The sequence below is a fragment of the Chryseobacterium sp. HNCC26DJ240 genome (genome assembly GCF_057180485.1).
The window spans coordinates 1-23,154 of record NZ_JBXUGK010000011.1; the positions used below are offsets into that span (position 1 = coordinate 1).

The following is a 23,154-nucleotide window of genomic DNA, read 5'->3' on the forward strand; positions in this document are numbered from 1 at the left end:
TCACAAAATTACAAATGGGTGCGTAGCTCAGCTGGATAGAGCATCTGCCTTCTAAGCAGACGGTCTCAGGTTCGAATCCTGACGCGCTCACTGAAAACTCACAATTTTTTTGTGAGTTTTTTTTATCTTCGTTTATGTGTTTCTGCTATATTCTTTACTCAAAATTTTTAAATAAGTATTACATTGGTCATTCTTGCGAACCGCTACAAGAAAGATTAAGAAAACACTTATCTGATCATAAAGGATTTACTTCCAAAGCAAAAGACTAGATCTTGGTTTATTCTGAAAATTTTGGTTCAAAATCTGAAGCCTTTAGAAGATAGCTGGAAATAAAATGGTTTCTCTTTTTTATGAAAAAAAATCCAACAACTCAAGAGTTATAAAAAAGGTTTATTGAACCAAATCCAATAAACCTCTATATCATTTAGAATTAAATTTTTCGATTAAACTTAATTGAATATATTTTCAAGAGTAAGTGTCTTCTGTTATGGTTTTTCAAAAGTTTTCAATGTTTTTTTGAGACCACTTTCTGCTTTTAATGGAAGGTTTTCAATTCCTAAAGCAGATTTTATTTTCTTATTAGAAACGACATAGGACTCTGTCAGTTTTTTTAATCTTTCAGAATTCAGAGGTAATTTTAATTTATCACCAAATGATGCTGTTTTTTCTATAAGATTTTTAGAAATATTCCAAAGCTTCGGTTTCTTCCCTACCACAGAATTGATTACAGTAATCAGCTCGTTGGTTGAAAGACTTTCATCATCAGCAAAATTATAGATTCCTGAGGGAATACTTTTATTTTTAAGCATTTCGAGTATTAAATAATTTAAGTTATCAATACTCAAAAATGATCTTTGGTTGTGAAAAGCCGCTAAAGGCCAAGGAATCCCCTTTTCTACAACTTTATACAGTAAATTGAGATTGCCTTTATTTCCCGGTCCGTGAATCATGCAGGGACGGATAATAAACAATCTTTTGCTTTCAGGTAAAGTTTGACTTAGCAAATAATTTTCTGCTTCGAGTTTAGATTTCCCGTATGGAGTTTTGGGATTTGAAATGTGATTTTCATCCAAAATCTCATCAATTGTATCAGCAGTTGCTTTCACGGAACTGAAATAGAAAAAATCTTTTACATCTGAATTTAGAAACTTCTCAAAAAGCTGAATGGTTAAATCTCTGTTGATCTTAAAATATTCATTTTCCTCTGATGTGTTTGAGGTATCGTGAGCTTTGCCTGCAAGATGAACAATAGCATCTGTATCAACGGGGAAAGCCCAGCTGTTCCTGAGAGAAAGCCCCTCTACCTCAAAAGAGTTTTCTAATAAGTATTTCGACAGGTTTTGCCCCACAAACCCGGTAATACCTGTGATGGTTATTTTCATACTTTTCCTTGTAAAATTAAAATAAGTTTATCCAAAAGCATTTCACGCTCAAATTCTTTCTTGTAGTACGCCAAAGCATTCTTCCCCATTTCTTTTCTCTCACTTTCTGAAATATTATATATTTTGACAGCATTTTCTGCAAGCTCTGCGGCATTTTCTGCAGCTGAAGCATATCCAGCATTTGCTTTTTCCACAATATTAGCACCCTCGCCATCAAGTGAAGCCAAAATAGGTTTACCACAAGCCAGATAAGACTGAATTTTTGAAGGAATGGTGAGTGCAAAAATTTTATCTTTTTTAAGACTGGAAATCAATACATCACTAGCCGCAAAAAAGCCCGGCATATCTGCTGAAGGATAAGCTCCCAAAAAACTAACTACATCACCAAGACTATTATCATCTACAAACTGCTCAAGCTGGTGACGCTGTCTGCCATTACCGAGAAAAACCCATTTTATATCTGAAAAACCTTTTTCTTTTACAATAATAGCCGCCTGCAAAACGGTGAGAAGACTTTGAGCTTCTCCCAGATTCCCTGCAAAGGTGATGCAAAATCCTGATGGTAATTTTTCTGTAAATTTAATCTCTGGTTCTACGGGTCTGTAAAAATTTTCTGTAGAATTAGGATAAAATATAATCTTTCCGGGATCTGTTTTCTGATTGATTATATAATTTTTAAAGCCTTTAGACTGCACCAATACTTTTTCAGCATTTTTATAAATGATCTGGGTGATTTTGTGAAAAAAACCAAGAACATATTTATTTTCTATACCACCCGCTGCGGTAAGACTTTCGGGCCACAAATCCTGAACCCAAAAATAATACGGAATTTTGAGCTTTCTGGAAGCTACAATGGCCGGAATTCCCACAGTGATAGGTGATGGTTCATACACGAAAATGCAATCAAAATTTCCTTTTAATTTTTTAGCTTTAAGACTTCCGAAAAAAACGAAGGAGAAATAATTGAGCATTAATTTAAAACCACCATTACCTCGTGCAAAAATCTTACTTCTATGAATTTTAATATCATTCCAAACCTCATCTTTATTCCCAAAAAAAGAATAGCCTTCAAAAAATTTTCCTGCAGGATAATTGGGAATTGCAGTAAGAACCTCTATGTGATGTCCTCTTTCTTTAAGCCCCAGACATATATCGTTAATCTTAAAATTCTCAGGCCAAAAATACTGAGAGATAACTAAAATCCTCATTAATAGCTGTATAAATTTCTATGTTCCGTCATCCACAAATGCTGCTCCTGCAACATTTTTTTGTAATCAGGCACATTATATGGTAAAGCTAAGGATTTTTTTAAGGATTTATCTACTTTTTTTTCGTCATAAGGCAGAATTGCAATAGTATTTTTTTCCCAAATCTCTTTAAATAATGAAATTAAATCATATTTATTGATTGGAATTCCATTGGTAAGATGTGCTAAACCACTCTGATTATTTTGGATAAAAAATTCAACAGCTTTTGCCAACTCCAAAGTAGTGACACCGCTCCAGATGGCAGAAGTATAACCTTTGATTTCGCCAGTCTGATTCATAAACCAATGGAAAAGTCCGATTCCGTTTTTGTTCAGTTCGGGACCAATTATTGACGTTCGGATTGTAAGATCTTTTTTATTTTCTATTTCTCCCAAAGCTTTTGACTGGGCATAGAATCCTTCGCCGTCTTTTACATCATTTTCTGCATAATTACCTTTTTTTCCATTAAAAACACAATCTGTGCTAATATGGAAAATTCTGGTATCTGAATTTGCGGTGATTTGTTCTAAAAAGTGTGGAAAATAACTATTAAACCAGATGGCTTTCGCAGGATGGTTTTCAGCATCTTTATTTAAAATACCAATGCAGTTAATCACCACATCGAATTTATTATCAATAATTATTTTTTCTAAATTTATTGTGTCTGAAACATCTAATGAAATCAGGTTTTTGCTTTCAGCAATATCCCGGGCAATTCCAAAGACTTCCAAAGCAGAATTTTTTGTCAGATAATTATAAATTACGTGACCTGCCATTCCTTTAACTCCTAAAACCAGAATTTTTTTTATTTTTTGTTCCATATTACTTTATCAACGATAGAAGAATAGCTTTGAATAGCTTTAATTACACGATCTGACGTATTGGTAACTTCATATTCGAATGGAAGATTTATATCAGGATCAAAAAGTCCTTTTGAAATTTCGATTGCATTGAGCATCTGATCTTTTGAAATTCCTCCTAAAACAATTGTACCTGCATCTATAGCTTCAGGTCTTTCGGTACTTGTACGAATACTAATTGCTGGAAATCCCATCATAGCAGATTCTTCACTGATTGTACCACTGTCTGAAAGCACAATAAATGATTTGCTCTGCAGTTTTACATAATCGAAAAAACCAAGTGGTACTACATTTTTAACCAAAGGATGAAACTGAATTTTATTTTTTTCAATTCTGTTTTTAGTACGCGGATGTGTTGAGAAAATCACCGGCATCTGGTATTTTTCAGCTACAGCGTTGATAGATTCAGATAATATTTCAAAATGATTGTCGAGATCGATATTTTCTTCGCGGTGCGCGCTTACTACGATAAAATTATTTTCCTTTAAAGATAACTGCTCTACAACATTGCTGTTTTCAATTTTATCTGCGTATTTGTTTAAAACTTCCTTTAATGGTGAACCCGTAACGAATACATGATCTTTTCTAAACCCTTCGCTTAAAAGATATCTTCTGCTATTTTCTGTATAAGTAAGATTAATATCACTGATATGGTCTGATATTTTTCTATTAATTTCTTCAGGAACATTTTGATCAAAACACCTGTTTCCTGCTTCCATGTGGAAGATTGGGATTTTTAATCTTTTGGCAGCAATCGTACTTAAAACACTGTTTGTATCACCCAAAACCAAAAGAGCATCCGGTTTTTCCTGAGCTAAAATTTCGAAGGATTTTGAAATTACATTTCCTATCGTTTCTCCAAGATGACTTCCTACAACATTCAGGAAATAATCGGGTTTTCTTAATTCAAGATCTTCAAAAAATATTTCGTTGAGTTCGTAGTCATAATTTTGACCTGTGTGAATCAGAATATGATCAAAATAAATATCACATTTTTTAATACACTCAGCAAGACGAATAATTTCGGGCCTGGTACCGAGAATCGTTGCTACTTTTAATTTCTTCATTTGTTTAATTTATCTTTTCCTTCTACATTATCAGAATACTGATGTTTCAGGATTTCCCTGATTTTTCGTTTGAAAAAGTTCCAATTTTTTAAGTAAACTTTTTACTCCCTCCACATTTTCTCTTTTCGTATTGTGAGAATTATAATCTTCCATCGGTACATCAATCCTATTTCCTTCAGAAAAATACTTCGCATAATTCAAATCTCTGTTATCTGATGGAATTCTGTAAAAATCGCCCATATCTTCAGCGTTCATCATTTCCTCACGGGTACAAAGCGTTTCGTATAGTTTTTCACCATGTCTGGTTCCGATAATTTTCACTTTGTTTTTTGCATTCTTCAGTTCTAAAATCGCCTGAGCGAGATCACCAATTGTAGCAGCAGGGGCTTTATTAACAAACAAATCTCCTGCGTTACCATGCTCGAATGCAAATAATACCAATTCTACAGCTTCATCCAAAGACATTAAAAAACGGGTCATATTAGGATCTGTAATCGTAATATCTTCGTTACTTTCAATCTGTGAAAGAAACAATGGTATCACAGATCCCCGTGACGCCATTACATTTCCATATCTGGTTAAACAAACGACTGTATCTTTCAGATTTCTGGCTTCGGCTACCGCAACTTTTTCCATCATTGCTTTAGAAATACCCATAGCATTGATAGGATAAGCTGCTTTATCGGTAGAAAGGCAAATAACCTTTTTTACTTTATTGTAAGACGCTGCTCTGATAACGTTCTGGGTACCTTCTACGTTGGTTTTAACCGCCTGCATAGGAAAAAATTCGCATGATGGAACCTGTTTCAAAGCTGCTGCATGAAAAACATAATCCACATCTTTCATTGCATAATCTACACTGCTGAAATCTCTGACGTCACCAATAAAATACTTGATTTTCTCATTTTTATAGAAATTCCTCATATCTTCCTGCTTTTTTTCGTCTCTTGAAAAAATCCGGATTTCTTTAAAATGATCAGTGGCTAAAAACCTATCGAGAACAGCAGTTCCAAATGAGCCTGTACCACCGGTTATCAGTAATATTTTATTATTAATTTGCATGTTTAGTATTTGAATAAATTATTTTTTTCGTCTTTTGAGGGATAGGTAATGAGTACAGCTTTTTTACTGTCACAATACACAAAAAGACTGCCTGCAGCCACTCCCACATTTCCGTGTTTTTCTATAACTTTTTTTATATCATCCAGGTTTCCTGCTCCACCCAGAAAACTCAAGGGTAACGATGTGGTATTGCGTACTTTTTCGAGCAAAGCAAAATCGTAGCCTTCCATTGTTCCGTCTTTGTCAATGGAGTTGATAATAATCTCTCCTATTCCTATTTCTTCCGCTTTTGAAATGATGGAGATGAGATCTTCTTTTATCTCAACAGTACCGTTATGAATATGAACTGCGTACTGATTTTCACTTTTTTTTCTTACATCTAAAACCAAAACAACACTTTGAGAACCCATTTTCATAACCATTCCGGAAACGATGTTCACATTCTCAAAAAACAAAGATGAGAGCGCTATTTTTTCTACTCCCAGCTCAAGTATTTTTTGTGCTGTTGCTTCGGATTTCACCCCTCCACCATAGCAAACCGGCATTCTGGACTGTCTTGCTATTTTTTCTATCAGATTAAAATCCGGTTCGTTATTTTTTACAGAAGCATCTATATCAAAGATAACGATTTCGTCGACTTCTTTCTCATTAAAAATACGCACTGCATTGAGCGGATCACCAATGTATTTTTCATTATTAAAGTTGACTGTTTTTACAAGACCTTTATCTCGTATCAATAAACTCGGAATTATTCTTGGCCTTATCATTCAACTATAATTTAGCAAAGTTAAACAATAATTTTTCTCCGCAAGAATGACTTTTTTCAGGATGAAATTGTGTTCCGTAAATGTTATCATTCTGTACTGCAGAAGCAAAATCGCCAGCAAATTCTGTTACTCCCAAAATCTGGTTTTGATAATGGCAATCGATGTAGTATGAATGCAGAAAATAGAAAAGGCTGTTGTTTCCAAGATTATTTATCAGTGCATTTTCTTTTAAAAAACGAACTTCATTCCAGCCCATGTGTGGTAATTTGCTTTGATGAGGTACTTTTTCAGGATCAATTTTTTTAACCTGTCCTTTTATCCACCCAAGACCTTGGCAAGCACCTTCTTCGCTCTTTTCTGCCATAATCTGCATACCAAGACAAACACCCAACACAGGTACTTTAGCTTCAAGTACCAGTTGATTCAGGGTCTCTTTCATCCCTGACTCTTCAAGATTTTTCATTGCAGAATCAAAACTGCCGACTCCCGGTAAAATCAGTTTTTCGGCGTTCTGTAAATCATCTAAATTTCTGGCAATTTTTACAGGAATATGCAGTCTTTCATAAACATTAACAAAAGCTTTGGTATTCCCGATGCCATAATCAACTACTGTAATCATCTGAAAAGTCTCTTTTCTAAACCCAGGCTTTTAAGGATTTTAGCTCCCAAACCTATCCAATTTCTTTTATTTTTATAATCTCTGAATGTTTTATTTTCACCTTCAAAAATATTCTGTAATTCCTCAACGGTTAAATCTAATTTATGGGCAACATATTCAAATTCATTGGCAATATCCTGTTCTGCCATTTCAGGAAATTTTAATCTTTCGAGTGCCTCATTGCGTGTCATTTGTCCTGTAAGAATCAAACTTGAAAAATGAACCTTACGCCTGTCAAAACCAAATTTTCTCGGAAGCCAAAAGTCTTCAAAAAATCTGGTAAATACAGATTCGTGGTGTTTATGTCCGAATTTCTCCCATCCCAATTTCGTTCCTAAAGTATTTTCGGCATCTTCTTTCAAAAACCTGATATGATTGAGCGGATTAAACACATGCATTCCCACAAAATATTTGTAATATATTTTGTATTCAAAAATATCTATTATAGGAAATTTTTTAAGTGCTTTTTTTCCGAATTTTCTGTGAATATCTGTAATCAATCTCTTGTCTATTCCTGCATAAGCTCCCCAGTCTTCTGGTTCTTTACAGCATTCTGTAGAAAAGTTGGCACCCGTTAAAATATATTTGATATTGTTTTTTCTTGCATATCTGTAAAGTGCAGAAAAAAATGCAATATCCTGAGGAAGATCCTGATCTGGAATTTGTGATTTTAAAAATGCAAGCTGCAAATCTTTCATTTCTTCCCAGTCTATAACCTCGGTATACAGATCTATTCCCAAACCTTTGACTAGTTTTTCAATATTGGAAACTGCCTGGCTTGAATTCCAGCCTGCATCTACATGAAATGCCAAAGGTCTCAAACCCATGACTTCTTTGGCTATATAAAGCATGTAAGAACTGTCTAGCCCCCCGCTGATTCCTATAATACAGTCGTAGCTGTTGTTTTTTCTGCTCTTCTTTATTTTTTCTGCTACTTTTAAAATGTAGCCGGAATCGTCATTACCATAATTCCATGAAGGTAGAATATTTTCATTAAAATTGGTCACATAATCACTTTCACCTTTCTCGTTGAAAACTATTTTAGGATCTGTATCATCCATTACCGTTCGGGAACATATTCTGGGACTGTACATCAATGGTGTGTGCTTTAAAATCTCTATTTGAACTTACTTTTTTTCTAAAGTGTTTTTAATAAGGCTTCTATTTCATTGTTTGCTTTACCCACAGATGGTTTTAGATGACCTTTGAGCGATAAAGATAATGTTTTTGAAATAGAATTTTCATCGAATGGGTCAAATGTTAAAGAAGGTTCACATACTGCATATAGATATGGCAAGTCTGCACCAATCACCTTACAGCCGCAATCCATCGCCTCAAGTATCGCAAGACCAAAACTTTCTGCCAGTGAAGGGTAAACCAAATATTCTGCAGAACTGTACACTTCCGCAAGTTTTTCTCTTTTAATGAAACCGATATTTACAATAGGATACCCCTGTTTTTGTTTTTCTTCAATTAAATGAATTAAATGCTGATAGAAAGAGTCTACAGTAATTGTAAGCTTACCTCTTTTCTCCTGATCATAAAATTTACAAAATGCGTTGATGAGCCTTACATGATTTTTATGAGGTACTGCGTTGCTTACAAAAACAAAACTGTCTTTTTCTCTGATGCTTTCAAAGGGTTTTGAAAGTGGTGGATAAAAAGGCAGTAACAGCGTTTTATTTTCTGGAATTTTAAATTTATTTCTGAAATTTCCAGAGATAGTTTCTGTCTGTAACATCCAAAAGTCACTATTTTTCAAAAGAAATCTCAATACAGATCTTTTCAGGAAGAATATGGATTTATATTTCAATGAAGAATCCTGAGGAACTCTAATGTATAATTCAGAATGAAAATAGGTGTAAACCCGTGCTTTAAGCTTCAGACTTGGCGGTAAATCTCCGAAACATAATGCTGAACTTATTCTGTTCCTGTGCTTTAAATAAAATAAATGCCTCTTGTACAGCGAACCCTCTAAAAAGTAGACTTCATTTGTAGTATTCTGGAGAAAAGACACTTTCCCTTCCACTCTTTTATCAAGAAGGTACATACATTTTCTGCCGGATTTTTCGAGCTCCTGCAAAAGATAGTCGAGCAGAATCTTCCCGCCGCTGTCGTTGATATAAATAGCGTCTATGAGTAACATTTTGCTAAGTATTAAGGCTAAAATACAGTTTCATTCGTTGAAATTCTTTATTTAATAGTGTTTTTCAAACTTTTAGTATAGGCAAGTATCATTTCCTGCCTTTCTTTTTGCCCAAAAAATTTAGCATAGAAGCTTTGTATTTTAAGTTCAAATAATCTTTTTTGGATGTAAGGTCTAAATTTAAAACCATGCTTCATAAAATAAGTCTTGAGTGACTGAGAAGCAAAATCTAATAATTTAGGGTTGAAGCTGGTGGTTTCTCCTACAAGATGTATATATGAGGAGGTGTTATCATACACTGATATCTTATTTTTCTTACGCAACCGGTTTGAAACATCCGGTTCTTCGTAGTACATATACATTTTCTCATCATATAGTCCTATTTCCAAAAATGCAGATTTTCTGAAAAAGACACACGCCCCCGACAGAGAAAAGTGTCTATCTGAAAAAATCCTGAATTTATTCATCAATTTTGTGTGTACGGCAGATATCACAGGCAGAAAATATTCCGGCTTGATGAAATATGATAGATTTTGTCCACCAATTTGGCTGTAACCAACTGATGCCACTTCCTGATTTTCAAAATGCTTGATTGTTTTGAGGAAAAGCGGTTCTGTAAGTCTCACATCTGGATTCATTATCAGCAGAATTTCGCCAGTTGCCTTTCTGATTCCCACATTATTGCCCTGACCATAGCCTCCGTTATGATTTTTAATAAGAATAATACCGTCATCTCCGAATTTATTTTCAAGAAGTAATCTCATTTTCCCGAAGCCTTCTTCACCACTGTTGTCTACCACTATAATCTCTATTTCTTCTGCTGACAGATCATTATATCGGAAAAGAGAAGCAATACATTCTTCTATAAGATTTTCAGAGTGATAGGTCACGATTATAATACTGATCTTCATTTTAAAGAAAATAATTTTTGAAAAATTCGTTTGAATATATTGTTTTGATCATTACAGGAACATTGTTGTCTTTAATAACCATAGGAGGAAGTATAAATGTATAGAAATACATAAAAATCATGATGATTATAAAATATATTTTTTCCTGAAAAGTTGGTTTCATCCTGAAAAACAAAATAATAGCAAACAAGGATGCAGATATGATAAACCTGTGACCAATTACCTGAACAAAAAAAGAGATTAGTAAAAAGGTAAAAGGAAATATGGTGAGATAATATAATATCTTTAAATTTCCATCTGAGAGATATTCCGGATCATTTTTTAATCTCGACTGCACCAAAAAATTGATGTAAAGGAACAGGACCAGATAGGGAAAAAAGTAAAAAACACCTCCTGTAAAGCTTGAAACTCTTTTTGACACAGTGTAAAGACCAACTCTGCTTTCTCCTCCAATATTAAATTTAAATACAAAATAAGAAAGAAGAAATATAATAAGAATGAGTACAGCAAAGTAAATAGTATATTTCCCTAATACAGCATTTTTCAGTTTATAGTAAGGTATAAACAAAAGGAGAAGATATAAGGATGTATGATTAAGTACAGCAAATATAAACAGCAGAGCAGCTATCAGATTATTTTTCTTGTGTAAAAAATAATACAGTGCAAGAATTGCCGGGAAATAGCCCATAAAAAACCTGATTTGTGCTGTATAAAATACAAATACTATCGGCACATACAGCAAAACAATAATGAGTGGATTTTTATAGAAAATTTTCACTATCCATACCAGTAAAAAACTGTAGCAGAAGACATAAAATCTGAATAGTCCAGCAAAATTATCTCTGTCAAAATATTTACTTATAAAACCAAACATCGGCTCCATGTGCGCTGTTTCCTGATTTACATGATAGTACTTATAAGCCCAGTAATCTGCTGAAAAAGTAATGAGCCCACAAAATACGAAAACGACTGCGAGTGCAAGTACTGAATTTACATTTTTGCCTCCACTGTACAGCTGAAGTACCAGAGAAAGTATGAGCAAAAAAAATGTAAAAAGTATGATAAAGTTCATTTGTAGCAGTAAAGATGTAAGTATTCTTTTGAATTAATGTTATGGTGATGGATATTATAATTATATTTCGTTAGAAAGTTTTTTAAGTTCAGATTTTTTAATACGTACTCTAAAAAAATTAAGTAAATTATACGTGGTAAAATTAATCATTTTCCCGATGAAAGTACGTTTTCTGAATCCCATTTTCGGTAAAAACCGCACTCTTTTATTTTCTGCCTCTTCCAGAAATTTTCTGATTCCCGTTAATTCGCAGGAAATATATCTTTCATAAACATCGGCTTCCATAAGCTGCTGCTTTGTAATCAGCATAGCATCCCTATCTATATAAGTTGCAGATTTGCTGTGAACTCTGTACTTCACTGTAACTTTCGGTAAATACCAAAATTTGACTCCATTTTTGGTGAGGTGAAGCCACATAGGCCAGTCTTCTACAGTCTTGATTGCTTCATCAAAACCTCCAAGATCTTCGTACACTTTTTTCATGATCATCACTGTGGGTGTATTTACGTGACAACCCTGTAGAAGAATTGTAAACTGCTGTGAAGATGAAATTTTAATATTATTGAAGAGTTCATCGGTTTTGTCACTAATGAGAATCAAATTATTTTCTTCAAAATTATCCTGATAATACTCAGATTGGGAATGTATTGCTTTTGCTGAAGGATTTTTCACAGCAAAATCGATCATGTCACTGATGCCGTTTTCAGTGAGTACATCGTCTGCTGCAATCAGTTTTATCCATTTTCCTGATGATGCTTTTACAGCCCGGTTGCAGTTGGCAGGAATTCCGGTATTTTTTTCAGATTCAATGATGGTACATTCTGTGAAGTAACTTTTGTTTTCGGCTACCCATCTTTTGCATACTGCCACGGTATCGTCCTGAGAGCAGTCATCGGAAATGATAAGCTCAATCGGATTATAAATCTGATTTTTGATGCTTTCAAGTGTTTCAATGACGTATTGTGAAGAATTGAAAGACACGACGCCTACAGATACCAATGGATTCATTTTATAATTATTTTATGCGGTCTTATCTTTTTTCAGTTTCGACATGATCATCTTTCTGATGTCCATCTTTTGACTGATACAATAGTAGCAGTAAAGCAAATTGAATATAAGAATTAAACAGCTCAAAACATAAGAATATATGCTTTCTTTCAAATAGAAAAAGACAGAAAATGCCGAAAAAATAAAAAGAAACATAATGAGAAATATTCTTCTGTTTTCGCCCGTACTTTTATAACCGTACAGTTTACTTACTACGATATTGATTACGAAAAAGTAGACTACGTAAATAGCTAAAAATGCGATACCCAAGCCCAGTATTCCCCAAAATTTATAGCAGATAAGCGTAAGACCTACCTGTAAAATATTAGAGAAAAATCCTTCCAGAAAAAAATAGGTTTTTTTATCGTTTTTAGCGAAAGATATATATCCCTGACAGTAGGAAGCTACCTGTAAGAATGATCCCAGCGCAATATATCTTATAAAATCTTTAATTACCAAAAACTCCTTGCTCAGCAATAAGGTAATCAGTAATGGAGAGCTAATCAGCATGATAATCAATAATGGAGTTGCCAACAAAAGTACAATCTCAATCTGTTCGTTTACTACCGAGTTCAGTTTTGAAGAATCTGAATGTACCGCAGAAATTCTCGGGAAATAATCTGCGCTTAGAGAAGAAAGTATAAAGCCTATATACTGCGTGCTGATTCCTACAGCCGCGGTGTAATATCCTACATCTTTTACGTCTCCCATTTTACCGATGAAAACACTGATAATGAATTTAGCAAAAAGACCAATCAACACTGAAAGCACCAGCATCATTCCGAAACCCATGAGCACTTTTCCTTTATCAAAGATTTCAGTACGGCTTATTGTAACTTTTACAGGTTTAATTTTTACATAAAAAATATAGCTGGTAATAAAATTAGCTACCACACCGATTAAAATCCCCCAAACGATGCCGTCTTTCCCTAAAATATAATACACAGGAAAGCTAAATACCAAACCTGCTACAGCTCCATAGATTCCTGATTTCAGAATCATATTAATCTGCCTCAAACCCCGCATTACCGTCTGCTGAAATTTGTACATTCCGGTAAAAAAGACAAATAGAGACAGGATAATAAAAGGAAGAATATGCTGGTCATTATCAAATGTCCACTCACTTAGCCAAGGAGACAGCGCAATGGTGATAATTGCACCAAAAATAGATGTATATAAAAAAATTCTGGAAGCCAGTCTGATATTTCTACCAATGTTTTTTTTATCATTAGAACTTTCAGAAATATCTCTTACGGCACTTAATTCTAATCCAAAACCTGAAAATGTAGAAATCAGGTTGATTGCATTGAGATATAAATTATTGATTCCCATGCCCGCAGCACCCAGAAAGACGGCGACCATTTTACCTCGTAGAACAGATACGAGCACAGAGATAATCTGCATCCCGCCGAAAGCCAGTGTAGTTTTAAAATTACTTTTATACTCGCTATTGCTCATCTCTTGAGATAAAATTATATTTTTTCATTTCTGCTTCAGAAACTGAAAGCCCCTGGAATTCGTGGTAGTCTATTCTTTTATTTTCATTCCATAAAACCAAAAGTTCTTCCAGAGAAAAATGACCGAGAACATTGTTGTAACCTTCTGTCTGTGTAATATTGGTGTGTACGCAGGGAGTCACAACCTTTTCAAGGCAGATCCCGCCTCTGTTGATAAAGTAGGAATAAAAACCCTGCATGCTGTGTTCTAAAGAGTTGGGTGCTTTGAAAGCTGATACTTTGAGCATCTGAAGCATTTCAGGGCGCGAAAACATGTATCCGGAAACTCCCAAAGGATAAGACCAATCTGAATATTCTTTTATTTCATTCCATTTAAATACAAATAAATTTTCATTGTATTTCGAAATGAAAGGGAGCTGAAGCTCTTTAGCCAAAACCGTACTGTAGACAAAGTCTTTGCCTCTCGATAAACTTACAATATTCTCAAGAGGGTCTATTTCTTCAAACCAACGGTAGTCTATTTTCTTTGTAAAAATCATATCATCCACATAGAAGAATACTCTTCCTGCGTCTGTAACTTCTAAAATCTCCAGTAACTGAGACCTGAAAGAAGTTTCTTTTACAAATCGCACCGGCTTATCTTCATAGATTTTTTTTAAATCCTGATAAGATTTTTCATGATCTTCATTTACCGTATGGTAAAGCACTACAATCTCTGAAAAATTGGCTACGTTTTCAAAATAGGATGCCAAAAAGCCATCCAGCTGCATGGCCCTGTCTTTTGAAAAGATAACAGAAATAATATTTTTATTGTCCGACCTGAACATTTTTTTCATCTCGTCGTACAACTCATCTTTTTTATCTTCCTGCAATATTGGTTTTCTCTGAAAACCTCTGCTGTCGAGGAAGCTGAGAATCTTTTTTTTAATATTTTCTTTCATGTATACCAAAGGTGAATTTACTTAAATGCATTTAGCAGACTGATTACAGTATCTGTTTCTGCTTCTGTCATTACAGGACTGATTGGTAAAGATAAAACTTCTTCATGAATCTTCTCAGTCAGCGGAAAACTAACATTATTCCACTCTTTGTAAGCCTCTTGCTTGTGGGGAGGAATTGGGTAATGGATAAGCGTCTGAACTCCGTTGTCTAAAAGATATTTCTGTAAAGCCTCTCTGCGGGATGTTCTCACCACATACAAATGCCAAACGTGTTCAATTCCATTTTCAGGCTGTTCAGGAAGCGTAATCAGCGGGTTTGAAATCTCCTGAGAATACTTTTCTGCGATATTTCTGCGAAGCTGATTTTCCTGATTAATATATTTCAGTTTCACGTCAAGAACCGCCGCCTGAATTTCGTCTAACCTTGAGTTTAAACCTTGGTAAATGTTGATATATTTTTGGTTTGAACCATAGTTGGCCACTGCTCTGATGGTTTTTGCCAATTCTTCGTCATTAGTAGTTACAGCACCTGCATCTCCCAGTGCACCAAGATTTTTTCCGGGATAGAAACTGAAGCCTGATGCATCACCGAGATTTCCGGCTTTCAGGTTATTCCATTCAGCACCTATTGCCTGCGCATTGTCTTCAATAATTTTAAGCCCGTATTTATCTTTAAGTTGTATTAAATCTTCTGAAAAGACCACTCTACCATACAAATGTACAATCAAAATGCCCTTTGTTTTTTCAGTGATTTTTTCCTCAATCTTTGTACAATCGATATTGAAGTCTTTATCGCTTGGCTCTACTAAAACAGGAACCAAACCGTTATCTGATATTGCCAATATTGATGCTATATAAGTATTTGCCGGAACAATGATTTCGTCGCCCTGCTTCATTAAGCCCATCTCTATATAGGCACGCAAAATCAGCCTCAAAGCATCCAAACCATTGGCTACCCCAATCGCATACCTGCTTCCAATATATTTTGCCAGATTATTTTCAAAAGTTTTCACTTCATTACCAAGAAGATACCATCCTGACCTGAACACTGTGAGTAATCTCTCCTCTATCTCCTGCTGATGCAAAAGATTAATTTTCTGTAAATCTAAAAACTTTATCATTTGATTTTTTTTATTCTAAATTATTTTAACTTCGTATCGGTAAGTGCAAAATCTAATACGTACTGTTTGTTTTGCTTTCTTTTAAAGATCCGTCTTCTTCAAATATCCAGGAAGAAGAAATATTGTTTTTAAAATAAAACCTCTGTTCTTCTGTTGGTTTTTCAGGATTCAGATACCAGCCTCCATGCAAAGCAGTATAGTCGCCGGCAATTCTTATCCCTTTTACAAAATCTGAAAACTTTGAGTGATGAAATGCCGGTTTGTAGAGTGCAAAAGTAGTATCGATTTCAGCGTAATAAAAATCTTTTTTTAAAGGTTTAGCCCAAAATTTATTTTCCCACAGCAAGACTTTATTTTTTAAAGGATAACTATCTGGAATATTGGATATATCAAGGGCTACTCCTACTTTTGTAAGAAAATAATACCGCTCTAAAAGTGTGTCTAGCATTACATTTCTAAAATCCGACGGCAACTTTTCATTTAGCACAATATCAGCATCTGTAAGAAAATAAAAACCTTTACAGTATTTGTTAAAAATTTCTCTTTTTTTGTAGAGAACAAGGTGCCCTAAGTTTTCTTTCAACTGCAACAAATCAATCTGCGGATCGTTTGAAATTTCTTTGTAATATTCCAGAAGAGCTGGATATGAAGAATTATTGTCGATTATAACAATTTTTCTGAAGTGTTTTTTTTTTAGCGCTTCAATATTTTTTTTCAGATAAAAAAGCTGATTGTAATTGATAATAATTACTGGAATAGATTCCGGATCAAGTAACTGCGTTTTTACCAGAGAATCGAAATGCAGCCTGTAAAAATCTGAAGGAATCTTTGCCACATACGTGAAAAAATAAATAACCTTCATCAGCTTTAATTTCAATTTAAGCAGCATATCCTTTATCTTTAAAAACCAAGACCTAATTAGCAGTAATAGTTACCGCACCCCAGGAATATCCAACGCCAAAACCTACCAACATTACACTTTTAAGTTCATTTCTGAATTCTTCTTTAAATGCCAGCGGGATAGATGATGATACTGTATTTCCGTAATTTTCCATATTGAGAAGAAAACGGTCTTCGTGAATTCCTATTCTCTTACGAAGGAAATTCAACATAAATGTATTGGCCTGATGAAATACAAACAGATTGATTTGTTCTTTGGATAAAGAATTCGCTACGAGATTGGCATCGACCAAAGCAGGTACATTTTTCGATGTAAAATCGAAAATTGCGGAACCATTCATGTGAAGAAAATTATCCAAATTTTCTTCGAGGCCGTCTTTGGGATATTTTGCAGCTCCGTTTTTGATGATCAGATTTTCAGCGCCCGCTCCGTCTGACCCCAAAGTAAATTTACCTATTGCAAACTTACCTTCTGTTGAGATCAAAGATGCTGTTGCAGCATCTCCAAAAAGGCTTATATTACCTTTATCATCAGGATGTATAGCTTTAGAATACATATCTGCTGTTACCAGAATTACGTTTTTAAAGTTTCCCGATGCAACTAAAGAAGATGCTAAAGAAAGTCCATAAATATAGCCTGAACAGCCCTGATTAATGTCTATTGCCGCACAGTTTCTGCCCAACCCTACCTTTTCCTGCACCAGACATGCTGTTGTAGGTAACTGATAATCTGGAGACTGTGTACAAACTATAAGATAATCTACAGAATTGAGATCTACTTCAAATTCTTCAACCATCTTCTGGATTGCTTTTACCGCCATATCCGAAACCATCTCATCTGGCTCTGCGATATACCTTTTCTTGATTCCTATTTTGTTAAAAATCTTTTCGCTGTCCCATTCCGGAAAACGCAGTGCAATATCTTCATTTGTAATCTCTACAGAAGGAACATAAGTTGATATTGCTTTAATAAAACTCTCCATTATTTTTTGCTGAGAATATCGTCAAAAAGTTCCTGTACAGAATTGTATTCATTTATCTCTTCAGGACTTATCTGTACCTGATAGTCGTCTTCTATCATTACAGAGATGACCATAGAAGTTAAAGAATCCCAAAACGAAGCCTTTGCATAGTCTGTTTCAGGGGTAATTTCTACTTTGTTATTTTCAAGCTGCTCTTTAAATTTTATAATAAAATCGTGTATATCCATTTTAGTTCTATTTAATATTTTTAAAGATTCTGTTTCTGTTTTCAAAAAAATTTTCTTTTGAAAGATGAAAAATTAAATTATCTTCAGTTTCTTCTACAATCTCCGGTGCAAAGAGTTTATGGTATTTTACCACCGTTCTGTTTTCTTTGTATACCTGAAATTTTAATTTTTGGTAGCCTAATACGTCAAAAACAAATTCTTTTATTATGATGTCTACTTTTACTGAATTATTTGCATTGGCATAGTTTGGAGCAGATACCCAGCTTCCAATTTCACAAATATCATCTTCCATGTTGTAGACACGGTAGGTAGCAAATTTTGTGCTGTCCTGATCCTCAGCAATAAAATAGTATTCTTTTTCTTTTTCTTCTTTCAGTTTATATTCCCTGATCCATTCTTTCTGGCGGGTGATATCGTTATTGGTAGCTGAAATAAATCTGCTTCGCTTCTCATCAGTTCTGAAATCAATAATCAAACCTGCATCTTCCTCCTCTACCGTTTTTAGGCTAATATTATACTTTTCAATCTTCATTGCTCTGTTTCAGGTCTAAAAAATTATCATAATTCCTAATGTAGTCTGCTTCGTTGTATGTGTGTGATGCCAAAACAAGACATATCGCACCCGAAGAGAAATTTACTTCAGACGCCCAGACACCTGGTAAGATGTGCAAACCGATATTGGGTCTGTTTAAAAAAACCTGACGTTTGTATTTCCCATCATCCAGACTTACTTCAAAGCTTCCACCTGCTGCGATAAGAAACTGATGACATTCTCGGTGTGCATGTGCACCTCTGCTTTCGCCACCGGCAATATCATAAAGATAAAACACTCTTTTCACATTAAATGGAAATGAGGAATTATTTTCTACAATTGTAAGATTTCCTTCATCAAAACTGATTTTTCCCAAATCAATTATTGAGCAGTCAAATACCGAAGATTTATCCATTTTTTAAATTTTTGAAAGTTTCAAAATCTCTGATGTAATCGTCTTCATCGTACTTTTTATCTGACACAATCAATGCTACAGAATTTGTGGAAAAATTTTCCAGTTTTCGCCAAAACATTTTAGGAATCAAAAGACCGTTATATGATCTGTTTAAAGAGAATCTTTCTTCTTTTTCTCCATTATGAAGAACAATATCGAAACTTCCAGAAAGTGCTACGATGAATTCTTGTTGGTTTTTAAAAGCATGACTACCTCGTACTTCCCCTCCAGGCACATCGTAAATCCAATAAGATCTTTCGATTTCAAATGGTAACTGACCAGGATATTCAAAAAAGGATAAATTTCCTCTTTTGTCTAAAATCTTTGGAAGATCAATCATTCTAGGCGTTTCCATCATTTACTGTAATAAAAATTATTTAATCTTAAACAACTGAACAAATTCAGTATGAGTACTAATTTTAAATTTTTGCTATATTATCTTAAAGTAGACTGGTATTTCTCCAGCTGGCTGTAGATTTTCTTTACATCCTGAGATTTTTCTTTCTGCAGAACTAAGATTGCATCTGGTGTATGTACTAAAATACAGTCTTTCATACCTACGAATGCTGTGAAAATCTCTGTTCCAATCACCATATTGCCGTTTTCGTCTACAGCATGACCGTTGGTGCGAAGATAATCGTATAAAGACTCAAACGAACCCAAGTCGTTCCATCTGAAATTCGCAGGAACTACTTTGATTTGCTTTGAGCGTTCCATCACCGCATAATCTATGCTGATAGAAGGTATCTGTCTGCAAGATTCTTCATCAAGCAAATTGTTTTCAGATTTTTGCCAGGCTTCCAGAGATTTTTCGAAAACTTCGGGCTGATATTTCTTCAATTCATCTAAGAGAACACCTGCTTTAAAGCAAAACATTCCTGAATTCCATAGAAAAGTTCCTCTGTCTAAAAACTCCTGAGCCGTTTCCGTATTGGGTTTCTCTCTGAAAGAAAGTACATCTTTTCCCTCGTATTCAATATAACCGTATCCGGTTTCCGGTTTTGTAGGAACTACACCAAAAGTAACCACATAGTCTTTTTTGGCAAGCTCTACAGCCTCCAGTAATGATTTTTCGTAAGCTTCCTGATTCTGAATCAGATGATCTGAAGGAGTAATGATCAATACATCATCCGCATCGACCGCCAAAGCGGCAAATCCTATAGCTGCAGCTGTATTCCTTGCGATGGTCTCCGTTATAAATGTTTTGGGAAGGTCGATATCTTTCAATAAATCTTTACTCCATTCGATATGATCTGAATTTCCGACCACCATCAATTCATCAACAACCTTTTTATTTCTTTCAGCCGTTAATTCAAACAGAGATTTTCCTTCAAAAACTTTGAGGAACTGCTTGGGATGGTTTCTTCTTGACAGCGGCCAAAGCCTGCTCCCAACACCTCCTGACAATATTACATTAAATATTTTCATGCTCTGTTGTAGTCATCTTCCACTCTCACAATATCGTCTTCACCGAAGTAGGTTCCGTACTGCACTTCAATAAAAACAACAGGTTCGGCGGTTTTATTTTCCATTCTGTGGTGTGCTCCCAAAGGAATCTGTGCTACCTCTCCAATACCGTAGTCTCTGATTTCATCATTGATGGTAATTGTTCCTGTACCGGAAACAATTGTCCATACTTCAGCACGGTGGTGGTGGTACTGCAGAGATAATCTCCCTCCAGGATAGACCAAAATTCTTTTTACTTTGTGCGTTTCCGCATCTTCCAAAACCCAGTATTCGCCCCAGGGTCTTACGTCATGTTCTAACATCCTAAATCTAATTGATTATACAAAGATAGGAGATTAAGAATTTAATCAAATTAAAAATTCTTAACTGAAATTTTAGTTACTATAATTTATTAATGAAGCATCCTCTTTTTAAAGGAGTGAAAACTTTTTGTCAAAAAATTATTTTCTAAACCAATTTCTCCAGGTTTTTTTCTGCTTTGCTCCGTAGCCGTAACCATATTTGTTGCCGTAGCCACTGTTACTTCTGCTCACATCATTCAGGACAAACGCTACATTTTTTATTTTCTTCTGCTCTACCTGCTCATTAGCAAAGCCTATAAGTTCTTTTTCGGTATAATTTGAACGTGTAACATACATCGTCATATCTGCAACATCGGCGATAAGGAAAGAATCTGTTACCAACATCAAAGGTGCAGTATCAAGAATAATATAATCGTAGTCGGGTTTCAGAGATTCTATCAGAACTTCGTATCGTCCGTTTGATAATAATTCTGTAGGATTAGGTGTGATTGCTCCCGAATAAATTACGTCACAGTATGGGTTAAACGAACTTTGGTGAATGATTGTTTCCTTTATCATCTGATCATCATACATGAATTCTGAAAGTCCTGTAAGTCCTTTTCTTGTATCATTATATCTCTGCAATTGAGGATTTCTAATATCTGAGCCTATAATAATAACCTTTTTTCTTGGTGTTGCCAACGTAAGCGCAAGATTTACGGATGCAAAGGTTTTTCCTTCTCCTTTTACAGTAGAAGTCACAAAAATAACACTCCCTTTTTTGTTTTTAGGCAGCATGAAGTTGATATTTGTAATCAATATTCTGAAGGCCTCTGCAAGTGGTGACAGATCATTCAGCTGTACCAATTCTGGTTCTCCCTTAATTAAAGAAGGAAGTTCTCCAATCACTGGTTTACCGCCAGAAAGTTTCTCGAGGTCATGTTTCGATCTTACTTTATCATTGAATAATTCTATAAGGTAGATTACCCCCAAAGGCAGTAGAAGACCAATAACCAAAGCCGAAAGATAGATCATCTGCCTCTTTGGAGAAACCGGAGCAGGAGCAGTAAGTGCATCATCGACGATTCTTGCTTTTGGAGCTGCAATAGCCAATGAAATGGCAGCTTCCTCTCTTTTCTGTAATAAAAGAAGGTAGAGTTCTTCTTTAATGGTTTGTTGTCTCTCTATGCTTCTGAACATTTTTTCCTGTAGCGGAACTCTGGAGATTCTTCCAGCCAATCTGTTTTGTTCGCCCAAGAAATTGTTTTTGCTGATCTGTAAGGCAGATCGGCTTTTGTTTAAGCTTTCAGCAATTGATGTACGCATATTAGCAATTTGTTTGCTGACATCCTGTACCACAGGATTTAAGGTTGTAGAGCTTTCCAACAATCTATTCCTTTCAGACACCAATTGGTTATACATTGCAATATCTGCGGAAGTATTTGAATCATCAAGACCTACATTCAAAGGAAGTATCTGATAGCTACCCTGCCTGTTGAGATAAGAAAGAAGACTGCTTACCAATTCGAGCTGAGATTCTGTTCTTATCTGTACCTGACGCGACTCTGCTGCTGTCTGTAGAGAAAGTTCAGCTTCTGTTTTAATATCAGTAATACTGTTTTTCTCCTTAAAATTTTCTTTTTGATCCTCAACTTTCCCTAATTCCTCTCCAATAATCCTTACTCTGCCGTCAATAAATTCTGCTGTTTTCTGAGCTTCAGAATTCTTATCCAAAACCGCTTCACGGTTGTAATTTACTGCAAGTCTGTTCAGAATATTTTCTGCTTTTTTAGCTACAGGATAATTCATTGATATTTTAAGTACCGTAGACTCTTCCTTTACGAGATCAATACTGAGGCTACCTAATAAATCACGGGTTCTGTCTATCGCTGAAGCAAATGCCAAACGGTAAGTGTTTCCCGCACCATGCTTGAGATCATATTTAGGATTTTTCTGGAACATTATCACCCCGAAAGGCATAGAAACCGCCCTGTTAAAATCTGCAACTATATCTTTTTTGAAATCTTCTGATTTAAGTGTAATCTTATTATTCTCAATTTTTGCGTATACTTCATGGCCAGGATAAGTACCTTCTATTTTTTCGCTAATTACCCTAACTACAAAAGGAGCTGTATCATAATAAAGCTCCTGTTCCATGATTTTGCCCTGAGAATAGATACTTGTTTCAAGACCAAGTTCCTTTACCACAGACATCATGAGTTTTTTTGACCGTAAAATCTCTATTTCATTATCAACGGAATTGGTGCCCATGCTCCCCATACCTCCAAGCTCAGACATAATTGCCATTTCAGGTGAACCAGATGCCGATTTATTGACTTCTTTAATGAGCAATGTAGACTCAGTACTGTAAACCGGTATCGAGTAGCGAAGAAAAAACCAAGCTCCTATCACTGCAATTACAGCAGTAATGACAAACCAATACCATCTAAATATGTAAGGCTTAAGAATCTCCCGGAGATTAAAAGTATCTTTCTGCTTAATTTCCTGCGAATATTTTTGATCCACTCTTAATGTTTAAAATTTAATTTTATTTATATTTTTATGCTATTTG

Annotated in this window: 25 protein-coding genes and 1 tRNA gene; 2 read left to right on the forward strand and 24 right to left on the reverse strand. The window is 34.9% G+C overall.

Going from position 1 to position 23,154, the window contains the following annotated elements; genetic code table 11:
* The first annotated feature begins 16 nt into the window (after nucleotides 1–16).
* Nucleotides 17–90: transfer RNA gene (locus AC2A1G_RS19425), tRNA-Arg, on the forward strand.
* A gap of 44 nt (nucleotides 91–134) precedes the next feature.
* A complete protein-coding gene (locus tag AC2A1G_RS19430) occupies nucleotides 135–269 on the forward strand; it encodes a GIY-YIG nuclease family protein (protein WP_484048535.1) in 135 nt (44 codons plus the stop codon).
* 216 nt (nucleotides 270–485) lie between these two features.
* On the opposite strand, the gene AC2A1G_RS19435 is transcribed toward AC2A1G_RS19430, so the two are convergent.
* From AC2A1G_RS19435 to AC2A1G_RS19550, 24 genes are all read right to left on the reverse strand, one after another.
* Nucleotides 486–1,382, reverse strand: coding sequence for an NAD-dependent epimerase/dehydratase family protein (locus AC2A1G_RS19435; RefSeq protein ID WP_484048536.1), 897 nt, complete (start codon nucleotides 1,380–1,382; stop codon nucleotides 486–488).
* Nucleotides 1,379–2,590, reverse strand: a complete 1,212-nt coding sequence (locus AC2A1G_RS19440) for a glycosyltransferase family 4 protein (protein WP_484048537.1) — start codon at nucleotides 2,588–2,590, stop codon at nucleotides 1,379–1,381. Before AC2A1G_RS19440 ends, AC2A1G_RS19435 begins: the two co-directional genes overlap by 4 nt.
* Complete coding sequence (locus AC2A1G_RS19445) at nucleotides 2,590–3,450, reverse strand: dTDP-4-dehydrorhamnose reductase family protein (protein ID WP_484048538.1); 861 nt, start codon at nucleotides 3,448–3,450, stop codon at nucleotides 2,590–2,592. Before AC2A1G_RS19445 ends, AC2A1G_RS19440 begins: the two co-directional genes overlap by 1 nt.
* Nucleotides 3,435–4,556, reverse strand: coding sequence for a non-hydrolyzing UDP-N-acetylglucosamine 2-epimerase (gene wecB, locus AC2A1G_RS19450; RefSeq protein WP_484048539.1), 1,122 nt, complete (start codon nucleotides 4,554–4,556; stop codon nucleotides 3,435–3,437). Before wecB ends, AC2A1G_RS19445 begins: the two co-directional genes overlap by 16 nt.
* 30 nt (nucleotides 4,557–4,586) lie before the next feature.
* Nucleotides 4,587–5,618 carry a polysaccharide biosynthesis protein gene (locus AC2A1G_RS19455; protein ID WP_484048540.1) on the reverse strand — a complete coding sequence of 344 codons (1,032 nt, stop codon included), beginning with the start codon at nucleotides 5,616–5,618 and terminating at the stop codon, nucleotides 4,587–4,589.
* 2 nt (nucleotides 5,619–5,620) lie between these two features.
* On the reverse strand, nucleotides 5,621–6,385 hold the full coding sequence (locus tag AC2A1G_RS19460) for an AglZ/HisF2 family acetamidino modification protein (protein WP_484048541.1): 765 nt from the start codon (nucleotides 6,383–6,385) through the stop codon (nucleotides 5,621–5,623).
* 4 nt (nucleotides 6,386–6,389) lie between these two features.
* On the reverse strand, nucleotides 6,390–7,004 hold the full coding sequence (gene hisH / locus AC2A1G_RS19465) for an imidazole glycerol phosphate synthase subunit HisH (RefSeq protein ID WP_484048542.1): 615 nt from the start codon (nucleotides 7,002–7,004) through the stop codon (nucleotides 6,390–6,392).
* Nucleotides 7,001–8,137 (reverse strand): N-acetyl sugar amidotransferase, encoded by a 1,137-nt coding sequence (locus AC2A1G_RS19470; RefSeq protein WP_484048543.1) that lies wholly within the window; start codon nucleotides 8,135–8,137, stop codon nucleotides 7,001–7,003. The genes hisH and AC2A1G_RS19470 overlap by 4 nt, the downstream gene beginning before the upstream one ends.
* A 44-nt stretch (nucleotides 8,138–8,181) precedes the next feature.
* Nucleotides 8,182–9,189, reverse strand: a complete 1,008-nt coding sequence (locus AC2A1G_RS19475; RefSeq protein WP_484048544.1) for a glycosyltransferase — start codon at nucleotides 9,187–9,189, stop codon at nucleotides 8,182–8,184.
* Nucleotides 9,190–9,236: 47 nt separating this feature from the next.
* Nucleotides 9,237–10,100, reverse strand: a complete 864-nt coding sequence (locus tag AC2A1G_RS19480; RefSeq protein ID WP_484048545.1) for a glycosyltransferase family 2 protein — start codon at nucleotides 10,098–10,100, stop codon at nucleotides 9,237–9,239.
* Nucleotide 10,101: 1 nt separating this feature from the next.
* Nucleotides 10,102–11,172: an EpsG family protein gene (locus AC2A1G_RS19485; protein WP_484048546.1), complete on the reverse strand. Its 1,071-nt coding sequence runs from the start codon at nucleotides 11,170–11,172 to the stop codon at nucleotides 10,102–10,104.
* A 60-nt stretch (nucleotides 11,173–11,232) separates the two neighbouring features.
* Nucleotides 11,233–12,180 (reverse strand): glycosyltransferase, encoded by a 948-nt coding sequence (locus AC2A1G_RS19490; protein ID WP_484048547.1) that lies wholly within the window; start codon nucleotides 12,178–12,180, stop codon nucleotides 11,233–11,235.
* A 12-nt stretch (nucleotides 12,181–12,192) separates the two neighbouring features.
* The gene (locus AC2A1G_RS19495) at nucleotides 12,193–13,677 is read right to left on the reverse strand and encodes an oligosaccharide flippase family protein (protein WP_484048548.1); all 1,485 of its coding nucleotides are present in this window, start codon (nucleotides 13,675–13,677) and stop codon (nucleotides 12,193–12,195) included.
* Entirely contained in the window at nucleotides 13,667–14,617 is a 951-nt protein-coding gene (locus AC2A1G_RS19500; protein WP_484048549.1) for a hypothetical protein, read from the reverse strand. Before AC2A1G_RS19500 ends, AC2A1G_RS19495 begins: the two co-directional genes overlap by 11 nt.
* A gap of 17 nt (nucleotides 14,618–14,634) precedes the next feature.
* Nucleotides 14,635–15,738 (reverse strand): DegT/DnrJ/EryC1/StrS family aminotransferase, encoded by a 1,104-nt coding sequence (locus AC2A1G_RS19505; protein WP_484048550.1) that lies wholly within the window; start codon nucleotides 15,736–15,738, stop codon nucleotides 14,635–14,637.
* Nucleotides 15,739–15,790: 52 nt separating this feature from the next.
* Complete coding sequence (locus AC2A1G_RS19510; RefSeq protein WP_484048551.1) at nucleotides 15,791–16,600, reverse strand: glycosyltransferase family 2 protein; 810 nt, start codon at nucleotides 16,598–16,600, stop codon at nucleotides 15,791–15,793.
* A gap of 52 nt (nucleotides 16,601–16,652) precedes the next feature.
* A complete protein-coding gene (locus AC2A1G_RS19515; RefSeq protein ID WP_484048552.1) occupies nucleotides 16,653–17,621 on the reverse strand; it encodes a 3-oxoacyl-ACP synthase III family protein in 969 nt (322 codons plus the stop codon).
* Nucleotides 17,621–17,848 (reverse strand): acyl carrier protein, encoded by a 228-nt coding sequence (locus tag AC2A1G_RS19520; protein WP_484048553.1) that lies wholly within the window; start codon nucleotides 17,846–17,848, stop codon nucleotides 17,621–17,623. The genes AC2A1G_RS19515 and AC2A1G_RS19520 overlap by 1 nt, the downstream gene beginning before the upstream one ends.
* 7 nt (nucleotides 17,849–17,855) lie before the next feature.
* Nucleotides 17,856–18,380, reverse strand: coding sequence for a GNAT family N-acetyltransferase (locus tag AC2A1G_RS19525; protein ID WP_484048554.1), 525 nt, complete (start codon nucleotides 18,378–18,380; stop codon nucleotides 17,856–17,858).
* A complete protein-coding gene (locus tag AC2A1G_RS19530; protein ID WP_484048555.1) occupies nucleotides 18,370–18,795 on the reverse strand; it encodes a sugar 3,4-ketoisomerase in 426 nt (141 codons plus the stop codon). The genes AC2A1G_RS19525 and AC2A1G_RS19530 overlap by 11 nt, the downstream gene beginning before the upstream one ends.
* On the reverse strand, nucleotides 18,788–19,189 hold the full coding sequence (locus AC2A1G_RS19535) for a sugar 3,4-ketoisomerase (RefSeq protein ID WP_484048556.1): 402 nt from the start codon (nucleotides 19,187–19,189) through the stop codon (nucleotides 18,788–18,790). Before AC2A1G_RS19535 ends, AC2A1G_RS19530 begins: the two co-directional genes overlap by 8 nt.
* A gap of 80 nt (nucleotides 19,190–19,269) precedes the next feature.
* The gene (locus AC2A1G_RS19540; RefSeq protein WP_484048557.1) at nucleotides 19,270–20,262 is read right to left on the reverse strand and encodes a mannose-1-phosphate guanylyltransferase; all 993 of its coding nucleotides are present in this window, start codon (nucleotides 20,260–20,262) and stop codon (nucleotides 19,270–19,272) included.
* The gene (locus tag AC2A1G_RS19545; protein WP_191736085.1) at nucleotides 20,259–20,603 is read right to left on the reverse strand and encodes a phosphomannose isomerase type II C-terminal cupin domain; all 345 of its coding nucleotides are present in this window, start codon (nucleotides 20,601–20,603) and stop codon (nucleotides 20,259–20,261) included. Before AC2A1G_RS19545 ends, AC2A1G_RS19540 begins: the two co-directional genes overlap by 4 nt.
* 138 nt (nucleotides 20,604–20,741) lie before the next feature.
* On the reverse strand, nucleotides 20,742–23,108 hold the full coding sequence (locus AC2A1G_RS19550) for a GumC family protein (protein WP_484048558.1): 2,367 nt from the start codon (nucleotides 23,106–23,108) through the stop codon (nucleotides 20,742–20,744).
* Nucleotides 23,109–23,154 lie beyond the last annotated feature (46 nt).

Excerpts from the sequence above, each read along its gene's own strand:
- AC2A1G_RS19430 (WP_484048535.1), top strand. The coding sequence starts at position 135 with ATGTGTTTCTGCTATATTCTTTACTCAAAATTTTTAAATAAGTATTAC.
- AC2A1G_RS19435 (WP_484048536.1), bottom strand. The coding sequence starts at position 1,382 with ATGAAAATAACCATCACAGGTATTACCGGGTTTGTGGGGCAAAACCTG.
- AC2A1G_RS19440 (WP_484048537.1), bottom strand. The coding sequence starts at position 2,590 with ATGAGGATTTTAGTTATCTCTCAGTATTTTTGGCCTGAGAATTTTAAG.
- AC2A1G_RS19445 (WP_484048538.1), bottom strand. The coding sequence starts at position 3,450 with ATGGAACAAAAAATAAAAAAAATTCTGGTTTTAGGAGTTAAAGGAATG.
- wecB (WP_484048539.1), bottom strand. The coding sequence starts at position 4,556 with ATGAAGAAATTAAAAGTAGCAACGATTCTCGGTACCAGGCCCGAAATT.
- AC2A1G_RS19455 (WP_484048540.1), bottom strand. The coding sequence starts at position 5,618 with ATGCAAATTAATAATAAAATATTACTGATAACCGGTGGTACAGGCTCA.
- AC2A1G_RS19460 (WP_484048541.1), bottom strand. The coding sequence starts at position 6,385 with ATGATAAGGCCAAGAATAATTCCGAGTTTATTGATACGAGATAAAGGT.
- hisH (WP_484048542.1), bottom strand. The coding sequence starts at position 7,004 with ATGATTACAGTAGTTGATTATGGCATCGGGAATACCAAAGCTTTTGTT.
- AC2A1G_RS19470 (WP_484048543.1), bottom strand. The coding sequence starts at position 8,137 with ATGTACAGTCCCAGAATATGTTCCCGAACGGTAATGGATGATACAGAT.
- AC2A1G_RS19475 (WP_484048544.1), bottom strand. The coding sequence starts at position 9,189 with ATGTTACTCATAGACGCTATTTATATCAACGACAGCGGCGGGAAGATT.
- AC2A1G_RS19480 (WP_484048545.1), bottom strand. The coding sequence starts at position 10,100 with ATGAAGATCAGTATTATAATCGTGACCTATCACTCTGAAAATCTTATA.
- AC2A1G_RS19485 (WP_484048546.1), bottom strand. The coding sequence starts at position 11,172 with ATGAACTTTATCATACTTTTTACATTTTTTTTGCTCATACTTTCTCTG.
- AC2A1G_RS19490 (WP_484048547.1), bottom strand. The coding sequence starts at position 12,180 with ATGAATCCATTGGTATCTGTAGGCGTCGTGTCTTTCAATTCTTCACAA.
- AC2A1G_RS19495 (WP_484048548.1), bottom strand. The coding sequence starts at position 13,677 with ATGAGCAATAGCGAGTATAAAAGTAATTTTAAAACTACACTGGCTTTC.
- AC2A1G_RS19500 (WP_484048549.1), bottom strand. The coding sequence starts at position 14,617 with ATGAAAGAAAATATTAAAAAAAAGATTCTCAGCTTCCTCGACAGCAGA.
- AC2A1G_RS19505 (WP_484048550.1), bottom strand. The coding sequence starts at position 15,738 with ATGATAAAGTTTTTAGATTTACAGAAAATTAATCTTTTGCATCAGCAG.
- AC2A1G_RS19510 (WP_484048551.1), bottom strand. The coding sequence starts at position 16,600 with ATGAAGGTTATTTATTTTTTCACGTATGTGGCAAAGATTCCTTCAGAT.
- AC2A1G_RS19515 (WP_484048552.1), bottom strand. The coding sequence starts at position 17,621 with ATGGAGAGTTTTATTAAAGCAATATCAACTTATGTTCCTTCTGTAGAG.
- AC2A1G_RS19520 (WP_484048553.1), bottom strand. The coding sequence starts at position 17,848 with ATGGATATACACGATTTTATTATAAAATTTAAAGAGCAGCTTGAAAAT.
- AC2A1G_RS19525 (WP_484048554.1), bottom strand. The coding sequence starts at position 18,380 with ATGAAGATTGAAAAGTATAATATTAGCCTAAAAACGGTAGAGGAGGAA.
- AC2A1G_RS19530 (WP_484048555.1), bottom strand. The coding sequence starts at position 18,795 with ATGGATAAATCTTCGGTATTTGACTGCTCAATAATTGATTTGGGAAAA.
- AC2A1G_RS19535 (WP_484048556.1), bottom strand. The coding sequence starts at position 19,189 with ATGGAAACGCCTAGAATGATTGATCTTCCAAAGATTTTAGACAAAAGA.
- AC2A1G_RS19540 (WP_484048557.1), bottom strand. The coding sequence starts at position 20,262 with ATGAAAATATTTAATGTAATATTGTCAGGAGGTGTTGGGAGCAGGCTT.
- AC2A1G_RS19545 (WP_191736085.1), bottom strand. The coding sequence starts at position 20,603 with ATGTTAGAACATGACGTAAGACCCTGGGGCGAATACTGGGTTTTGGAA.